General features: G+C 54.6%; 12 protein-coding genes. 1 reads left to right on the plus strand and 11 read right to left on the minus strand.

The window, feature by feature from the left end:
* Positions 1-37: 37 nt before the first annotated feature.
* Together U8T64_RS03395 and U8T64_RS03400 are read right to left on the minus strand one after the other, a co-directional pair.
* On the minus strand, positions 38-871 hold the full coding sequence (locus U8T64_RS03395) for a hypothetical protein (RefSeq protein WP_322180967.1): 834 nt from the start codon (positions 869-871) through the stop codon (positions 38-40).
* Between the two features lie 23 nt (positions 872-894).
* Positions 895-1,521 carry a matrixin family metalloprotease gene (locus tag U8T64_RS03400; protein WP_322180969.1) on the minus strand — a complete coding sequence of 209 codons (627 nt, stop codon included), beginning with the start codon at positions 1,519-1,521 and terminating at the stop codon, positions 895-897.
* 439 nt (positions 1,522-1,960) lie between these two features.
* Here U8T64_RS03400 and U8T64_RS03405 point away from each other — a divergent pair, with 439 nt between their 5' ends.
* Positions 1,961-5,125 (plus strand): glycosyl hydrolase family 2 protein, encoded by a 3,165-nt coding sequence (locus U8T64_RS03405; RefSeq protein WP_322180971.1) that lies wholly within the window; start codon positions 1,961-1,963, stop codon positions 5,123-5,125.
* Positions 5,126-5,612: 487 nt separating this feature from the next.
* On the opposite strand, the gene U8T64_RS03410 is transcribed toward U8T64_RS03405, so the two are convergent.
* From U8T64_RS03410 to U8T64_RS03450, 9 genes are all read right to left on the minus strand, one after another.
* The gene (locus U8T64_RS03410) at positions 5,613-6,077 is read right to left on the minus strand and encodes a RidA family protein (protein ID WP_322180973.1); all 465 of its coding nucleotides are present in this window, start codon (positions 6,075-6,077) and stop codon (positions 5,613-5,615) included.
* A gap of 94 nt (positions 6,078-6,171) precedes the next feature.
* Positions 6,172-7,155 carry an alanine racemase gene (locus tag U8T64_RS03415; RefSeq protein ID WP_322182009.1) on the minus strand — a complete coding sequence of 328 codons (984 nt, stop codon included), beginning with the start codon at positions 7,153-7,155 and terminating at the stop codon, positions 6,172-6,174.
* Positions 7,156-7,318: 163 nt separating this feature from the next.
* Positions 7,319-8,671, minus strand: coding sequence for a glycoside hydrolase family 27 protein (locus U8T64_RS03420; protein ID WP_322180975.1), 1,353 nt, complete (start codon positions 8,669-8,671; stop codon positions 7,319-7,321).
* A gap of 79 nt (positions 8,672-8,750) precedes the next feature.
* The gene (locus U8T64_RS03425; RefSeq protein ID WP_322180977.1) at positions 8,751-9,959 is read right to left on the minus strand and encodes an aminopeptidase; all 1,209 of its coding nucleotides are present in this window, start codon (positions 9,957-9,959) and stop codon (positions 8,751-8,753) included.
* A 99-nt stretch (positions 9,960-10,058) separates the two neighbouring features.
* Complete coding sequence (locus U8T64_RS03430) at positions 10,059-11,291, minus strand: aminopeptidase P family protein (RefSeq protein ID WP_322180979.1); 1,233 nt, start codon at positions 11,289-11,291, stop codon at positions 10,059-10,061.
* A gap of 241 nt (positions 11,292-11,532) precedes the next feature.
* Positions 11,533-13,764 carry a DNA gyrase subunit A gene (locus tag U8T64_RS03435; protein WP_322180981.1) on the minus strand — a complete coding sequence of 744 codons (2,232 nt, stop codon included), beginning with the start codon at positions 13,762-13,764 and terminating at the stop codon, positions 11,533-11,535.
* Positions 13,765-13,781: 17 nt separating this feature from the next.
* The gene (locus tag U8T64_RS03440; protein ID WP_322180983.1) at positions 13,782-14,387 is read right to left on the minus strand and encodes a DUF1349 domain-containing protein; all 606 of its coding nucleotides are present in this window, start codon (positions 14,385-14,387) and stop codon (positions 13,782-13,784) included.
* A gap of 92 nt (positions 14,388-14,479) precedes the next feature.
* Positions 14,480-14,878 carry a GNAT family N-acetyltransferase gene (locus U8T64_RS03445; RefSeq protein ID WP_322180985.1) on the minus strand — a complete coding sequence of 133 codons (399 nt, stop codon included), beginning with the start codon at positions 14,876-14,878 and terminating at the stop codon, positions 14,480-14,482.
* Between the two features lie 57 nt (positions 14,879-14,935).
* Positions 14,936-16,918 (minus strand): DNA gyrase/topoisomerase IV subunit B, encoded by a 1,983-nt coding sequence (locus U8T64_RS03450; RefSeq protein ID WP_322180987.1) that lies wholly within the window; start codon positions 16,916-16,918, stop codon positions 14,936-14,938.
* Positions 16,919-17,611 lie beyond the last annotated feature (693 nt).

Raw genomic sequence — 17,611 nt, forward strand, 5'->3', positions numbered from 1 at the left:
ATCCGGGCAGATGTTCCTTTTTATATTCTATATGCTTCTATTCCCACAGTGGCCGCCGGGAAATCACCTCCGCGTATTGATCGAGCTCCGCGGTTGCCGCCGCGTATTCTTCCTCTGTGATGAAGCCTGTTTCCAGATTTCCTTTTAAGGCCTCCAGATACTCGTTGCGGAACAGATCCGGATCGGGAGGCGTTTCCACGTTTACTTGTTTCAGCTCTTCCTGCACCTGAGTATAGGAAACAGCTTCCGGCGCCTCTTCCGTCCCAACCGCCGCAAGCTCTTTTTGATTAGAAAAAGCAGCCTCGCCTTCTCTGGCCGGGACAGCCGCGCTGCTTTCATACACGCCCTGCCTATCGCCCAATACTCTGTAATGGTCTCCCAAGAAATTGAAATCGCCGCCTAGATCCCTGCTTTGCAGGAAAAGCAGATATTCCTTCCCCTGCTCCAAAACAGGCTCCGCTTCAAAAAATACCTGCTCATCAGCAGGATCTCCAATTCGCAGCACTGAAACAGAAGCCTTCTCTTCCCCGCGGAGAACCTCAGATACCTTGACCTGATATTCCGTCATGGTAAGAGTGCCGCCCCGCACGCCGCTGATCTCCAACACATCGGCACTCTCCACTGTTCCCCGGATGACCAGCGTGGATTTTTCCATCAGCTTTTCTATGGGCCAGGGCTCCTCATAGGCGCGTATTACACTGACCTCCCGCAAAACGGACTCTGAGATGGAAACGGACTCTTCAGCCGTTGAATAAACAGTCTTGTGCCCGGCGCTTTCGGAGACGGCCTGACCGTTCAGAGCAAACCAGCCTGCAGCTAAGCAAGCAGCCGAAAATGCCGCGCTGACCATGATGATATTTCTCTTTTTCATATTTCGAACTCCTTTCTGAAAGACTAGACATAAATGGCATTGATTCCGTTTTTATCGTCTGTTTGGGGATATCGCAGAATAGTTCCCGGAGCATACACATTCATTACGGCGTATGCGTTATTGGCGGGATGATCTAAACCCAAAGCATGACCGGCTTCGTGAATAAACACCGTCCAGGTATCATATCGATCCGGTAAATCACCGTTTGCGAAAGGACGGGATACGTTGATACAGATACCTGCTTCCAGCACCTTTCCGGAAGCGTTCATTCTGAATTTTGTATACCCCGGCGCGGTAAAGGTTGTGCTAAATTCGCGATAGATATAGTTCCTTCCGTCCTTATTAAAGCTATATACACCGGATGAGCAGCCTGCAAAAAAGCCGGTAGTAGAATGCCTCTCTGTAGGAGAACGCAACAGCGCATATTTCTTATTTCCGATTTTATTCCATTGATACAAGGCTTCGTTCATATGGCTGATCGATGTTGCGCCAAAATCCTTATGAGGGATAAACTGCAGAGCGCCGCTTACGTAATTTCTTTCCGAATTCCTTGTATATGCCATACAATTCGGCGCTATAAGCAATAGAAAAGACAGGATAAGAATTCCGCTTACACCCTTTATAATTTTTGATAGAATTGTTTTCTTCATATGTAACACTTCTTATACTAAAAGAAGTTATCTTTTATGTCTATTTTAGTGCGCAATATCGGTTCTGTCAAGCGTTAAAAAGAATCTTGCCATTTTTTTGATACATCCATTCTAAATACTTATTCCAACTATTATGGGATGTTCCGGGCAGTCTTTCACACGTCAGGCTTTTTCCCGGATTTTTGACAATTCAGGGGGGGAGGTACCCCTTCCGGCTCTAATTATATTGATTTCTAATAGTTTCTATCAATTTTGTGATATTGCTTTCGAAGCAAAGAAAGTTTACGGGCTTCTCTGCGTCAAGACGCTTTTTCCTCATTCCGGTTCCCGGTAATTCTCCCGCATAGCTACACAACACCCTGTTTACAGCCCCGGAGAAGCATGCTATAATCGGAAAATCAGAACGAAAAAACTTTTCGGAAGGACGGGGAGCACCCTTATGCTGTATCCCAAAAGCAAGGAAAGTGAATTATCGCCGGAACTGTTTCAAAGCCCCTCCTGCGAATACCGGGGCGCTCCCTTTTGGGCGTGGAACGGAAGGCTTTCTCAGGAGGAGCTGAAGGAGCAGATCCTGATTTTCAAAAAAATGGGAATGGGCGGTTTTCACATGCATGTGCGCACAGGTATGGATACCCCCTATCTCGGCCGGGAATTCATGGAGCTTATCAAGTTCTGCGTGCAGACCGCAGAGCGGGAACAGCTGCGCGCCTGGCTTTACGATGAAGACCGCTGGCCCTCCGGCACGGCGGGGGGCCAGGTCACCGCGGGAAAACCGGAGAACGCCCGAAAAACGCTTTTGCTGACCACCCGGCCCTATACACCGGACAGGCCCCACCGAAATGAGCGCCCGGAGCCGGGGCGGGGCCAGGAAAGCGTGCGGCAGGATAACGGAGTTCTGTTGGCGAGGTACGATATCGTTCTGGATCCCGCTGGCCGCCTGCTTTCGGGCCGCAGGCTTTCCCCGGAGGATGACGCCCGGGGCACGGTCTGGTACGCTTACCAGGAGCACGCCACGGCGGACCCCTGGTTCAACGATCAGGCCTATGTGGATACGCTGAACCCCCAAGCGATTCGGGAATTTCTTTCCTCTACCCACGAGAAATACCGGGAAACGGTGGGGGACTATTTCGGCGGGGTGATCCCGGCCATTTTTACAGACGAGCCCCAATTCGCGCCCAAGGACACACTGCGCTTTGCGGCAGAGGAAAAGGACGTTTTTCTTTCCTGGACCACCGAGCTGCCCAAGCTATACCGGGAACGCTACCGGGAAGAGCTGCTGGATCACGTGCCGGAGCTGCTTTGGGAATTGCCGGAGGGAAGGCTTTCCAAAACCAGGTGGCAGTTTCAAAACCTGGTTTCAGACCTGTTCGTTTCCTCCTATTGCCGCCAAATCGGCGACTGGTGCAGGAAAAACGGGCTTTTGCTTTCCGGGCACGTCATGGGAGAGCCCACTCTGGAAAGCCAGACCCAGGCGGTGGGAGACGCCATGCGCTGTTACCCTGAATTCGGCCTGCCCGGCATCGACATGCTCTGCGATTTTCACGAGTACACCACGGCAAAGCAGGCGCAGTCCATGGCGCGGCAAAACGGGGCCGAGGGTATGCTTTCCGAACTGTACGGCGTAACGGGCTGGGACTATGATTTCCGGGGCTACAAGCTTCAGGGGGATTGGCAAGCCGCCCTGGGCGTGACCCTTCGGGTCCCCCACCTTTCCTGGATGACCATGAAGGGCGAGGCAAAGCGGGATTATCCCGCCTCTATTCACTATCAATCCCCCTGGTGGGAGCAGTTCTCTGTGATTGAGGAACATTTTGCCAGGATCAATACCGCCCTGACCCGTGGAAAAGGTCTTGTCTCCGTAGGCGTTCTGCACCCCATTGAAACCTATTGGCTCTGCTGGGGGCCGGCGGATCAGACCGCCGGGACACGCGGACTTATGGAACGGCAGTTCGCGGAGTTGGCAGAGCTGCTGCTGTTTGGCGGGATCGATTTTGATTATCTGTGTGAGGCGGCTCTTCCCCGGCAGTGCCCGGCGGGCGGCTTCCCCTTGGCGGTCGGAGAAATGGCCTATCAAACCATTCTCATTCCTCCGGTTCGAACGCTGCGAAGCTCTACGCTGCAAAGGCTGGAGGCTTTTCAACAGCAGGGCGGCCGACTGCTGTTTTTGGGAGAATGCCCTGACCATATTGACGCGTGCCCCTCGGAGGAAGCCCGCCCGCTGTATGAGCGCTCTGAGAGACTTCCCTTTGATTCCCAGGCGATCCTGACTGCGCTGGAGTCCGAACGGTTCCTGGAGATCCGAAAGGAAAGCGGAGAACGCTGTGATACCCTTTTATCTCAATTACGGCAGGACGAAGAAAAGAAGTGGCTTTTCCTCTGCTGCGGCAAAAAACCTGTCAGCCCCGATGTAGATCCCGCCCCCAGGCTTCAATTCCGGCTGCAGGGAGAATACGCGTTGGAGCTGTTCGATACGCTCAGCGGAAAAATCAGCAGACTGCCCGCCCGTTATGAGCGGGGAAACACCGTGTTCAGCCGCATATGGCATATGCACGACAGCCTGCTGCTTCGCCTTTCTCCGGGCCGCTTTTCCGAGGCGGTGCCTCAGGAAACGAATCTTGGTGCCGCTGATGTGCTGCTGGAGCCTGTGAAGATTGTATTGGAAGAGCCGAACCTGCTGCTTTTGGATCTGGCGGAATTCTCCATAAACGGAGGCGAATTCTATTCGGAGGAGGAGGTTCTTCGCATCGACAATGGGGCCCGGGAAAAGCTGGGGCTGCCGCCGAGGATCAAGGAGATCGTACAGCCTTACCTGCTTTCCCCCGAAACTCCCACAGACTTTTTAACACTGCGGTTTCGTTTTATGAGCGAGCTTGCCCTGGAGGGAGCGCTTCTGGGGTTGGAAGAGCCGGAGCACGCTGCGATCACGCTGAACGGCCAGCCTGTTTCCCCGCAGCCCGTAGGCTGGTACGTGGATAAATGCATTGAAACTCTTCCGCTTCCTCCACTGGTTTACGGGGAAAACCTGCTGGAGGTACGGGTTCCCATTGGAAAACGTACCAATTTGGAGGCTTTTTATCTTCTGGGAGATTTCGGCGTATCCGTACAGGGCTGCCGGAAAACGCTTACCGCTCCGGTACGGGAGCTGGGCTGGGGCGATATCGTTTCCCAGGGACTTCCCTTCTACACCGGAAATCTGCTGTACCGGTTCCGGATAGTTTCCGCAGAAAACAGCTTCACCCTGCGGGTTCCCCAATATCGGGGCGGACTGATCAGAGTGCTGGTAGACGGAAGAGATGCCGGCTACATCGCCTTTTCTCCCTATGCGTTAAAGATCGAGGCCCAGCCGGGTGAGCACACCGTGGAGCTGCGGCTTTACGGTACCCGGCAAAACGGCTTCGGGCAACTGCACCACACCCAGGGGATCTATTTTTATCAAAGCCCCAATTCCTGGCGCAGCGCGGGAGATCAATGGAGCTACGAGTACCGCTTCAAGCCCATGGGGATCCTGAAATCCCCCGAACTGTACAACGCCTTTTTTCTGGACAAGCAGGGACGGCGGCGCATGACGCCGGGGCAGCAAAGGCATATGGAGGACCGGAGCTGACAGGACAAAGAGAACCCACAGCAAGTGCGCGCTGCAGAAAAAACTGCAGCGCGCACTTTTAAATGCTAGACGGTGGATATCATGAGCAATGAGGAATGAGCCGTTAGCAATGAAGGGCAAAGTTCGATAAATTATGGATTAACGAACTAGTTGTTAGTCGCTAGTCGTTTGAGAAGAACAAGCCCCTCCTTTATCATTCTGAGGAACACAGAAAGCTATAGCTTTCTTGACGAAAAATCTCGCCCTTAATTCCAAGGCAAAAGGACAAAGGACGAGATTCTTCACCGGGAAAGCAAGGCTTCCTTGCTTTCTGTTCAGTAATGACAGGAAGGAGGTGAGTGGATAACCACCAAATTCCAATTTAGCAGGCATCGGTTACAGCGTCTGTGTTGCTTGCAGCGCCTGTTCCCTTGGCTCTCTTAATTGCTCATTTCTTTTGCAGCCGGTACGCTCCCGCGCCGTGGGAGGGCTTTCTGGAAAGCTTCTTTTATTGTAATTCAAAAATCGCTTCCGTTTCCACAGGCATATTGCCGGGTAAAACGCTCATGCCAACGGCGGAACGGGAAGGCGCGCCCGCTTCTTCTCCGAACAGATCCATTAAAAGCTGAGTGCCGCCGTTTGCTACCTGAGGCTGCTGCGTAAAATCGGGCGTGGAGGCCACAAAGGTCATAACCTTTACCGCGCTTTTTACCAGATCCAAATCGCCGATCTCCCGCTTCAGTACTGCCAGCACATTGAGCATGCAGTCTCTGGCGTGATCATAGCCCTGTTCCACGGTAACACCCTCTCCCAGCTTTCCCGTGACAGGCGTACCGTCCAAAGAAGGCCCGCAGCCGGAAATATAGAGCAAACTGCCGCCAAAGCGCTTTGCCGGAGCGTACAGGCCGCCCTTTGCGGGAGGCTGAGGCAGGCTCATTCCCAGCTTTTGAAGCTTTTCTTCCACCTTGCTCATTGTATAAATCCCTCACTTTACAGAATTGATAAACACCCTTTAGTACTGTTCGTATCTTACGCCACGAGGGTGTGGAAGTCAAGGAAAAGACCGTTTACACGCTCATGCCCCTGGCTGCTACGGGAAACCGCTGAAGCTCGCCGTTTTCCCACACAAAAACGCTGTTTTGCAGATTGATCGCCGTGCACACATGGACGGGAACCAGCTCCAGCAGCTGGCCGACACGCAGGCCGGTCACGCCGTTTTGGGCGGTAATGATCCCGTGCTCTTCGTTCATGCGGCGCAGCCGCAAATTTTCTTCGGGCAATCCATTGGAACCAATGGGAATGGCATAACCGGGGTAGTTTGCGGGAGGCGTATCCAGCGGGATATCCATGGGAAAGGTTTTTGTGCCGCCGTCGATCACGGCATAATCCGGGGCCGGGGTACTGACCACAGTAGCGTACAGGCGTACCGCGATCTCTTCAAAAGCGGCGCAGTGCTCCTTCGTGAGCATCCAGTCCCCGAAAATGTAGGTACCTGGCCGCACTTCTGTTACCAAACCGGTCTTCGCCACAGAAAGGCCGGTGGGCGTAGAGCCCGCGCTGATTTCCTTGATGGGCACCCCGGCTTCTCTCAGGGCCTGGGCCATTTCCCACATGAGCGTTCCTTCCTCCTGGCCGGCGGCTTCATTATCTTCCGTTGGAGCTCCGTGGAGGATCAGGCTTTTGAAGGTGTAAATACCGGTCAGGCGCAGGTTCGGCAATGCGCCCACCTGCTTTCCCAGCTCCAGGTACTGTTCTCCGCGCACGCCGGTACGCTTTGCGCCGGTATCGACCTCCAAACGCACCTCGCAGACCGTTCCCGCTTCTGCCGCCGCCCGGTTTAAGGCCAGAGCGCCTTCCCTGCTATCTACCGCCAAGATCAGGCGGCGAAGCTTTTTTTGCAGCTGAAGGGCCCTCTGAAGCCGAAATTCTCCCACCATGGGATAGGCAATAAAAATATCCTCCACGCCGCCTTGTGCCATCACTTCCGCTTCGCTGACTTTGGCGCAGGTGATCCCGTCCGCTCCGGCAGCCAGCTGCTGCTGGCAAAGCAGGGCATTTTATGGGTCTTGCAATGAGGCCGCAGCTTGCAGCCATAGGCTGATACTGCGGACTACATACGTTGGATATTTTTTTGTACCAGCTGGCTGTCTACTAAAATACCAGGCGTTTCGGGCAGAAGAAGCTCTCCGCCGCGCACCAGCTCAAAGGCTGTTTTCATTCTTTTCTCTCCTCTTGCTCATTTAAGCCCGCTTGCAGCCGGTACACCCCCGCGCCGTGGGGAGGCAGCTTTGCGGAAAGCACTGAACGCACGGTTCCCAGGTCGCGCTTCTCCCACAGCGCCCTTGTCGAATACTCGCCGGAAAGCTCCAGCTCCGGAAAGCCGACAGATACCTCCGCCTCGGTTTCCGCAAGGTTGAAAAGGGCCACATAGACAGAGCCGTCTTCCCTATCGTGGCTTTTCCAGACGCAGGCCTTTTCCGTGCGATACACCTGGTGGGCGTTTTCGCCCCGGCGGTGCATTCGCAGGATCTCCTTGTTGGTAAGCAGCGCCAGAGTGGCCTCATCGTTGTTGCGCAGCTCGCCGCCCATGATCAATGGGGAGCGAAAAACGCACCAGAGGGACATCATGGTTTTCTGCTCTTCCGGGGTAAACTTCGTCCAGTCATCCTGAAACTCCCTGCCATGGGCCTTTTCAAAGGCCTTGAGATTCAGGCGGATACTGCCTAAGGGAAGCATATCGCAATCCGGCCAGCAGCCGGGGGAAACCTGGCGCTCCCATACCTCGCACCGCTCAAACATGGCCAGCAGCAGCTCCCAATCGTCCCAAAAATCATCGGTGATCCGCCACATATTGGCGTTCTGCCGGAGATGCCAGGCCTTTTCGATCACCGCCGGGCCGGGAGACAGGCTCAGCACCATTTCCCTGCCACAGTGATCGATGGCACGGCGGATCATTTCCACTTCCTGTTCGGCGGAATAGGGCCGGGTAGGATAGGCGTTGGTGTTGCAGATATCGTCTACCTTGACAAAGTCCACTCCCCAGGAAGCGTACAGCTCAAAAATGGAATCGTAATAGGCTTGGGCCCCCTCCTTTGACCCGTCGATCCCGTACATGTCCGTGTTCCACCGGGAAACGGAATTGTCGCAGGCGATCTTATCGCAGGTGGTATTCGTTCCCTTTACCGGAAGATGCCGGTGCACCGCCAGCCTGGGAACGCCCCGCATGATATGGATTCCGAATTTCAGGCCCAGGCTGTGGACCTGCTCCGCAATGGGGGCAAAGCCCTTCCCGCCAGCCGCCGAGGGAAACCGCTCCGGGGCGGGAAACTGCCTGCCGTATTCGTCCAGGGTGAGCCAGGCGTAGGGCACGTATTCCGGGCGCTCCGTTCCGGCTGTGGGCTCAGACCACTGAATATCGCAAACTACATATTCCCAGCCATATTCCTTCATATGCTCCGCCATGTATTTGGCGTTTCCCAAAAGCTGCTCCTCGTTGACGGCGTTGCCGTAGCAGTCCCAGCTGTTCCAGCCCATAGGCGGAGTTAGCGCGCAACGATCTTTTTTCATAAAAAGCCCTCGTTTCTCTCAGTTTGCTTTTCCGGAAAATTCCGAATGCCTTGTCTGAATGCTCCCGGCCGCTTGCGGTTTACAGTGCGAAATCTCCGTTTCGGAAGATCTCCACCTCTCTGCCGTCCTCTGTTGTACCGGTGATCTTCAGGTCGGGGGTGCCGATCATAAAATCCACGTGAATGGTGGAATCGTTAAAACGGCCGGCGGCCTCTTCGGGCCCGGCTGCCAAACCCCGACCCAGTGCCAAATGGCAGCTGGCGTTTTCATCGATGAGGGTGGTGTAGAATACCACCCCGCTCATGCTGATGGGGGAATGGTATTCCACCAGGGCGGCCTCTCCCAGGTACCCGGCGTTCTCATCGGTGTGGATCAGCGCCTCCAGCATCTCCTTGCCTTCCTTCGCCAGCACTTCGGTCACCTTTCCCTTTTCAAAGCGGAAGCCGAAGCTTTCTATCTTCTTGCCGCCTAACACCAGGGGCCTGGAAGCGTATACCACACCGCTGGTTTCAAATTTATCCGGCGTGGTGCAGATCTCCTCCGTAGGCATATTGGCGTGGAAGGGAATCCTGTCCTCGGGCAGGGAAGCGCCGTCATGGCCGAACCGGGACCAGGGGGTAAGCCCCACCACAAGATCCGTGCCGTTCCCGGCGGTATAGTGAAGCTTTGTCAATCGCAGGGCGTCCACCTTGCGGGCGCGCTCCGCCGTAAGCTTATCCTTTTCCTCCCAGGCTTTTACCACATCATTTGTTTCGTTGATGTAGCAGAGTTTGAACAGCAGCTCCCACAGAGCTTTTTCCGCTTCTTCTCCGGTCTGCTCCAAAATGTACTCCGCCCAGTTTCTGGTGGGGATCATGGCGATCAGCCACTGGCAATGCTTTTCCCGGCTTGCCCGGCGCATGATGTTCCGAATGGCGTCCACATGGGCAAAGATCGCGTTGGAGTGCTTCTCGCTGATCTCCTCCATCAACTTGGGGTCCTCGCTTTCTAGGCGAACATAGCAGGCACCCTTGTCCAGATACACCTGGTGCATTTCCTCCTGCCAGTGCTCTACCCGGCGGATCTCCTCATCGGAGCGGTACTGAGCGGCGATTTTCTGATTTGCCAGGTCCAGATAGTGCACCACCACATTGCCCGCGCCCAGCTTATAGCACTCTTCCGCGAAGATCGGGACAAATTCATAGCCCGCGATATTGGCCTCTACCAGCACAGTCTGCCCCTTCTGCACATTCAGGCCCACCCGCGCCAGCGCATAGGCGTATTTATGCTTCATTGCCTCCAAGGTCATAAAAAACTCCTCCTTCCTGTTTGAAAAAGCGCCCGGAAAGCCACACTCTCCCGGGCGCAGTGTTCAAAACCTGCGCCGCTGAAGCCTGTGCACAAGTTCTTATTGCTTCATAAACGTTTCGATCTCATCGGGATCCCGAATGATCGCTTCAGACAAGACCTCGCAGCCGTCCTCCCGGATCAGCAGGTCGTCCTCAATGCGAATGCCGATCTCCCACTCGTCGATATAAAGACCGGGCTCATCGGTGATCACCGCGCCGGCGGAAAGGGGCAGATCCTGCCCGGCGGTCACATCGTGCACGTCGATGCCCAGGTGGTGGGAAACGCCGTGCATGTAGTATTTCCGCACTTCTTCAGGCTTCTCAATGAGACCCAGCTCCATACAGCCCTGGGCCAGCACATCGCTGCACAGCTTTTGCAGCTCGCTCAGGCGCACCCCGGCCCTGGCTGCCTGAACCACCGCCCGGTTAGCCTTCAGCACGATTTCATACACCTGCCGCTGGCGGGGAGAATATTTGCCGTTTACCGGGTAGGTTCTGGTAATATCGGCGCAGTAGCCCCGCACCTTGGCCCCCAGGTCCAGCAGCACCAAGGTGTTATCCTCACAGGTGTCCCGGTTGGTCCCATAGTGGAGCATGGTGCCGTTTGCCCCGCTGCCCGCAATAGTGGGGAACGCCACGCCGTCCGCCCCCAGGGAGTGAACGGTATACTCAAAATCCGCCTGCACCTGATATTCTTTCTTGCCAGGCTTCAGGCGGCTCATGACGTTTTGCAGGGCCTTGTCCGTTACCTCAATGGCCTCCCGCATGACGGCGATCTCGTCCTCGTCCTTTTGCATGCGCATTTTTGCCAGGGTGGGGTAAATATCCCGGATCGGCACGCCGGGGTACCTGGCCGCAAATTCTCTGGCCTTTACAGCGTTGTAATCGGGCAGGTCGTCCCACTGGTAGCGGTTGCAATCAAAATAAAGGGTGGTAAGGCCGCCGCCCATCAGGCGGTTCACCTGGCCCACAAAGGAATCCAGAAAATGGATCTCCTCAATACCTGTGAGCTCCTTCGCCTCTTCTACACTGACGCGCTTTCCCGTCCAGCGCACTGCAGTGGGATCTGCTTCCTCGATAAAAAGCATAGTCTTGGGGGCGGCGCCGTTTTTCACCATCACCAAGATCATGTGCTCCCGGCGCAGACCGGTAAGATAGAAAAAGTTACGGTTCGCCTCAAAATGAGCATACTCATCGGCGCTGACATGGAGCTCCGTGCCGGAGAACAGCACCAGCGCGGACCGCTCCTCCATCTGCTCAAAAACCCGTTCTCTTCTGCCTTTGTAATTCACAGCTCTCTTCCTTTCTGGTTTTGGGGTTTCTCCTCTCACCTGTCATTCTGAACGAAGTGAAGAATCTCGTCCTTGCGCTTTTATTCAGGGTTTAAGGGCGAGATTCTTCGCCTACGGCTCAGAATGACAGGTGGAAGGTAAGCGGGCAATCTTTATCGAGCATTGCAGCAACACTTGTGTTGCTTGCAGCGCTTGTGCCCTTTATAATTGCTCCCTGCTCACTGCTCATTGCTCATTCATCTCACCCCAGGCTCATCTGCTCTCCCGCCTCTTCTTCGTTGGGCAAGGCGCCCAGGGCGGGAAGCTTTTTCTGATACCGGGCGGGGTTTTTCAGCATGCCTTCCTCATAGGCTTTGGCGGAAATCAGGCGCTGGCCTTTTTTCAGGTTCATAGCCTGCACGCCCTGGGTGTTTTTCGTAGTTTTCGGCAGGATCTGTCCTGTGTGGAACAGCAGCATTCTGCCGGAGGAAGCGGTCAGCAGCACCTCGCAATCCTCCCTGATATACAGGGCGCTGACCAGAGGCGATTTATCGCTGTAGGCGTTGATGAGCTTTTTCCGGTTGGTCTTTGTTTCATATGCGCTCATTTCCACCTTGGCGGCCTTGCCGTTTTCAAAGAAGAAAAGCACAAAGCCCGCGTAATCGGTGGTGGCTGCCAGATACACGGCGCGCTCGCCCTCGTCCATCTGGGCCCGGGCGGGAATATATTCGCCCAGAACGCTTGCCTTGGTGTCCGAAAAATCGGATGCTTTTATTTTATAGACCTGAGAGCGATCGGAGAAGAACAGGAGATCCATGTTGTTCATGCCCTCCAGCTGCTGGGTGACCTGATCCCCCTCCTTCAGCTTCTGCTCGCCGCTCATGCGCAGGGACAGAGGCGTGATCTTTTTGAAATATCCTTCCTCCGTAAAGAACAGGTTCACGGGATAATCCGGCACTTCCTCCTCCGGCTCCGCTTCCTCCACCTCGTCGGCGTAGAGGATCATGGTGCGGCGGGGCTTGCCGTATTTTTTAGCTACCTCCTCCAGTTCCCGGATAATGATGGATTTCACCTTAGCCTTGGAGCCCAGGACGCTTTCCAGCTCGGCGATCTCCCGCTTCAGATCGTCCGTTTCCTCGGTACGCTTTAAGATATATTCCCGGTTCAGGTGGCGCAGACGGATCTCCGCCACGTATTCGGCCTGCACCTCGTCGATGCCGAAGCCGATCATCAGGTTGGGAACAACCTCGCTTTCCTCTTCCGTTTCCCGAACGATGCGGATCGCCTTGTCAATATCCAGCAAAATGGCCTGCAGGCCCAGCAGCAGGTGCAGCTTTTCCTTCTTTTTTTGCAGATCGTAATAAGTGCGGCGGCGAACGCACTCCACCCGGAAGGCCGTCCATTCCTCCAAAAGCCCCCGCACGCCCAGCACCTTGGGCACGCTGCCGATAAGCACGTTGAAATTACAGGCGAAGCTGTCTTCCAGGGTGGTGAGCCGGAAAAGCTTCTGCATGAGCTTATCCGGGTCTACGCCCCGCTTCAGGTCAATGGTGATCTTCAGGCCATTCAGATCCGTTTCGTCCCGAATATCCGCGATCTCCTTGAGTTTATTTTGCTTGACCAGCTCCACCACCTTTTCCACAATGGCCTCCACTGTGGTGGAAGGGGGGATCTGCGTCACATCGATACAGCCCTCTGCCTTGTCATAGGTATAGCGGCTGCGCACCCGGAAGCTGCCTCTGCCGGTTTCATAGATCTTCCCCATCTGCTCCCGGTCGAAAATCAGCTGGCCGCCGCCGGGGAAATCCGGCGCCTGAAGGGTTTGAAACAGATCCGCCTCCGGATCCCGCATCAGGGCAATGGTGGTGGCGCACACCTCCGAAAGGTTAAAGGGGCAGATATTGCTGGCCATACCTACCGCAATACCGGTGTTGGCGTTTACCAGCACCGTGGGGAAGGTGGCGGGCAGCAGGGTGGGCTCCTTCATGGTGTTGTCGTAATTGTCTGCGAAGTCCACCGTGTCTTTGTCGATATCCTGAAACAGCTCCTTACAGATGCTGTCCAGCTTTGCCTCCGTATACCGGGAGGCGGCCCAGGCCATATCCCGGGAGAAGGCCTTGCCGAAGTTGCCCTTGGAATCCACAAAAGGGTGCAGAAGGGCTTCATAGCCCCGGCTCAGGCGCACCATGGTATCGTAAATGGCGCTGTCGCCATGGGGATTCAGCTTCATGGTCTGACCCACAATATTGGCGCTTTTGGTTCGGCCGGAGGTCAAAAGCCCCATTTTGTACATGGTGTACAGAAGCTTTCTGTGGGAGGGCTTAAAGCCATCGATCTCCGGAATTGCCCGGCTTAAGATCACGCTCATGGCATAGGGCATGAAATTTTTGCGGACGGTATCGCCCACATCCTGCTCTACGATCTCACCCGCCCCGGCAATATAGCCCCTCATTTTCGGCTGTTTTTCACTGCTTTTCTTCTCTCTTTTCGGCATTGTCTTTCTCCTTTTTCTCAGTCCGTATCCGGCGGCTGGCCGTCATGGGCCTTCCATTGGCATTCCAGCAGCCGCATTTCGGAGAACACCGCCCGAAAGGAGGAATTCTCCGGAGAACAGGCGTACAGGCCAAAGCGAATAAGTCCGCCGCCTTTATGCATATGGCAGATCCGCATCTGGCTGAAGCTGATTCCGTCCGATGAGCACTCTACACAGTAATCGTCTTCCCTGCGGCTCAGCCGATACCACATGGATTTCACGGAAGCGGGAATTGCGGTAGTCGCCCAGTCGGAATATCCCAAATTGGTCACCACGCTGCCCAAATGCTGATATTCCTCGTTTTCGTACTCCACGGAAGCCTTCAGCCAGTTTTCGCTATCCAGATACATGACAATACCGCACTGGTCAAAGCGGTGATTGCTTTCGGAAAAGTCCGTTTTTACCACAAAGCTGAAAAATTGATCTTCCGTTTCCATCTGAAACACAGGGGCGTTGTCATTTTGGAAGTGATAATAGGTACGCTGCCATAAATCCGTATGCGGCTTTGTAAGTACTTCCAGGCTGTCTCCTTCTATCCGGCAGCTTTCCGGCTCCCTCGTCCACTGAAAATCTGTAAAAAGCATTTCTGCAGACCCTCCTTTGTTTTGGAAAAGCTGTGCGCTATGGCGAAGTATATACAGGCAAGCCGCCGCCAGCCTGAGCTTATCGGCGGCTTCTAAAGCAGCACCATGCCTTCTCCCAGCTCCGCTTCCCGGCGGGTGAGAAACCCAAAGCGTCTATAAAAGCTTTCCCGCCCCCTGGAAGCGCCCAGATAGGCTCTTAAATCCGGGCTGGCAGCCTTATACTCCAAAATCTTTTGAACCAGCAGCTCCATAAGCCTCGTACCGATCCCTCTTCCCTGAAAATCAGGGTGCACCATTACGTCCTGCACATAGAGGAAAATCGTTTTGTCGCCGATGAGCCTGGCATATCCCACCGGCCTGCCGTCCGCCAGGGCGCAGACCGAGTAAAGGGTATGGTCAAGGGCCTCCTCCACCACCGCCGCGTCTCTTGTTCCCCAGCCCACCGAATCGGTCAGGGCGTTAAAGGCCTCAGCGGAGATTTTTTGTTCCATATATTCGACCATTCTTTTTTCCTTTCTGACAACTAACCGCTTACCACTGACAACGGCTCAGCTGACGTCCAGTTCATCGGTATACTCGCCGCCGTGCTCGGCGATATAATCCTTACGGCCCTGGATATTGTCTCCCTGCATGATATCGAACATTTCCGCCGCGTACTGGGCATCGCCGGGCAGCACCTTAATGAGCCGCCGGGTTTTGGGGTTCATGGTGGTCAGATTCATCATATCCGGCTCGTTCTCGCCCAGCCCCTTGCTGCGCTGAATGGTATATTTCTGCCCCTCCAGCTTTTTCAGGAACTCCGCCTTTTCGGTTTCGTCATAGGCAAAATAGGTTTCGTCCTTTGTGGTGATCTCATACAGGGGCGATTCTACAATATACACCTTGCCCGCCTCGATCAAAGCGGGAGCCAGGCGGTACACCATGGTCAGCAGCAGCACCCGGATCTGGAAGCCGTCCACATCGGCGTCGGTGCAGAAGATGATCTTGCTCCACCGCAGGTTTTCCATATCGAAAGCGTTCAGGTTCTTATTGGCTTTGGTTTTCACCTGCACGCCGCAGCCCAGCACCTTGATGAGATCGGTGATGATCTCGCTTTTGAAAATGCGGTCGTAATCCGCCTTCAGGCAGTTTAAGATCTTACCGCGAATGGGCATAACGGCCTGAAAGTTGGAATCTCTGGCTTGCTTCACCGCGCCCAGAGCGGAATCGCCCTCCACGATGAAGAGCTCCCGCTCGCTGACGTCCCGGCTGCGGCAATCCACAAATTTTGCCACCCTGCCGGTGATATCCATTTTTCCGGTGAGCTTTGTTTTCAGGTTCAGCCTGGTCTTTTCCGCGTCCTCCCGGCTGCGCTTATTGACCAGCACCTGGTTGCCGATCTTCTCCGCGTCCATGGGGTTTTCCAGAAAATAGATCTCCAGATTGTGGCGGAGCATCTCCGTCATGGCCTCCTGAATGCCCTTGTTGTTGATGGCCTTCTTGGTCTGGTTTTCATAGGAGGTTTGGGTGGAAAAGGAGGAGATCACAATGATCAGGCAGTCCTCCACGTCCTGAAAGGTGATCTTGCTTTCGTTTTTGGTGTATTTGTTGTTCTGCTTCAGGTAAGCGTCGATCTGGCCTACAAAGGCGCTTCGCACCGCCTTGTCCGGCGCGCCGCCGTGCTCCAGCCAGCTGGAATTATGATAGTATTCCGCTACGCAGGTACGGTTGGAAAAAGCCGCCGCCACGTTGATTTTTGTGTTATAGGCGGGAAGATCCTCCCGATCCTGCACCTTTTTTTCACTTTGCCAAAGCTGCACCGGAGTGAGGGAATCCTCCCCGGCCAACTCCCTGGCATGATCGAGAATGCCGTTTTCATAGCAGAATTCGGCGGTCTCGAACTTTCCCGGAGTGGTCTCATTGCGGAAATAAAAATGGATCCCGGCGTTGACCACTGCCTGACGCTTCAAAATATCCAGATAATACTCCGTATTTACGGCGATATCGGTAAACACCTGAAGGTCAGGCTTCCATTTGATCACGGAGCCGGTATCCTTTTTGGCATAGGGCTCCTTTTGCAGGCCACCCACATTTTCGCCCCGCTCAAAATGCAGGGTATAGCGGAAGCCGTCCCGGCGGATATCCACGTCCATATACTCGGAGGCGTACTGGGTAGCGCACAGGCCCAGTCCGTTGAGGCCCAGGGAATACTCATAGTTCTCGCCGGAATCGTTATTGTATTTGCCGCCGGCATACATTTCACAGAACACCAGTTCCCAGTTATAGCGTTCTTCCTTGGTATTGTAATCCACAGGAATGCCTCTGGCGTGATCCTCCACCTGAACGGAATGATCCAAAAACCGGGTGATGGTGATTTCCTTGCCGAAGCCCTGCCGGGCCTCGTCGATGGAGTTGGAGAGTATTTCAAAAATGGAATGCTGGCAGCCGTCGATACCGTCTGAGCCGAAAATGACCGCGGGCCGCAGACGGACACGGTCCGCCCCCTTCAGGCTTTGAATGCTGTCGTTGCCGTAATCCTGTTTTTTTGCCATAAAGCGCCTGATTTCCTTTCCTTCAGCTTTCTTCTTCCCTGCTTTCTTTTGGGGATCTCTTGTGGTCCACAAAGCTTCGCATACCTATATATTGTAACCCATTTTTCCGGATTTTGTCAAGACTTTGCGGCGAGGCGCCGCGACCACTCGTGAAGCTGCTTGATGCGGGAAACCGGTTTCTGACCCGACCATAGGCAGAACGATAAATTGGAATTTGCAGCGTGCCGCTGCACCAACTCGTGAAGCAGCTTGGTGCGGGAAACCGGTTTCTGACCCGACCATAGGCAGAACGATAAATTGGAATTTGCAGCGTGCCGCTGCACCAACTCGTGAAGCAGCTTGGTGCGGGAAGTTAATCCCTGACCCGACTGTTAGTAAGCAGATAAATTGGAATTTAGAGGTTATCCACTCACCTCCCTCCTGTCATTCTGAACGAAGTGAAGAATCTCGCCCTTTGGCTCTTTTCCCAGAAAACAAGGACGAGATCCTTCGCTCCGCTCAGGATGACAAAGAGGGCAGTTAGTACAATAAATTGGAATTTAGCGGTTTCCCTGCGGTCGGGTCAGAAATCATTTTCCTGCACCGAGCAGGGGCACGAGTGGACGCGGCGCCTCGCCGCTAGCTCCTTCCTCATTGCTCATTGTATTATGGTATCTAAAAAGCGAAAAAGCCACTGCAAAGCACTTGACTTTG

The sequence above is a fragment of the Neglectibacter caecimuris genome, from assembly GCF_034335015.1.
In the GTDB taxonomy this organism is placed as follows: Bacteria; Bacillota; Clostridia; order Oscillospirales; family Acutalibacteraceae; genus Acutalibacter; species Acutalibacter caecimuris_A.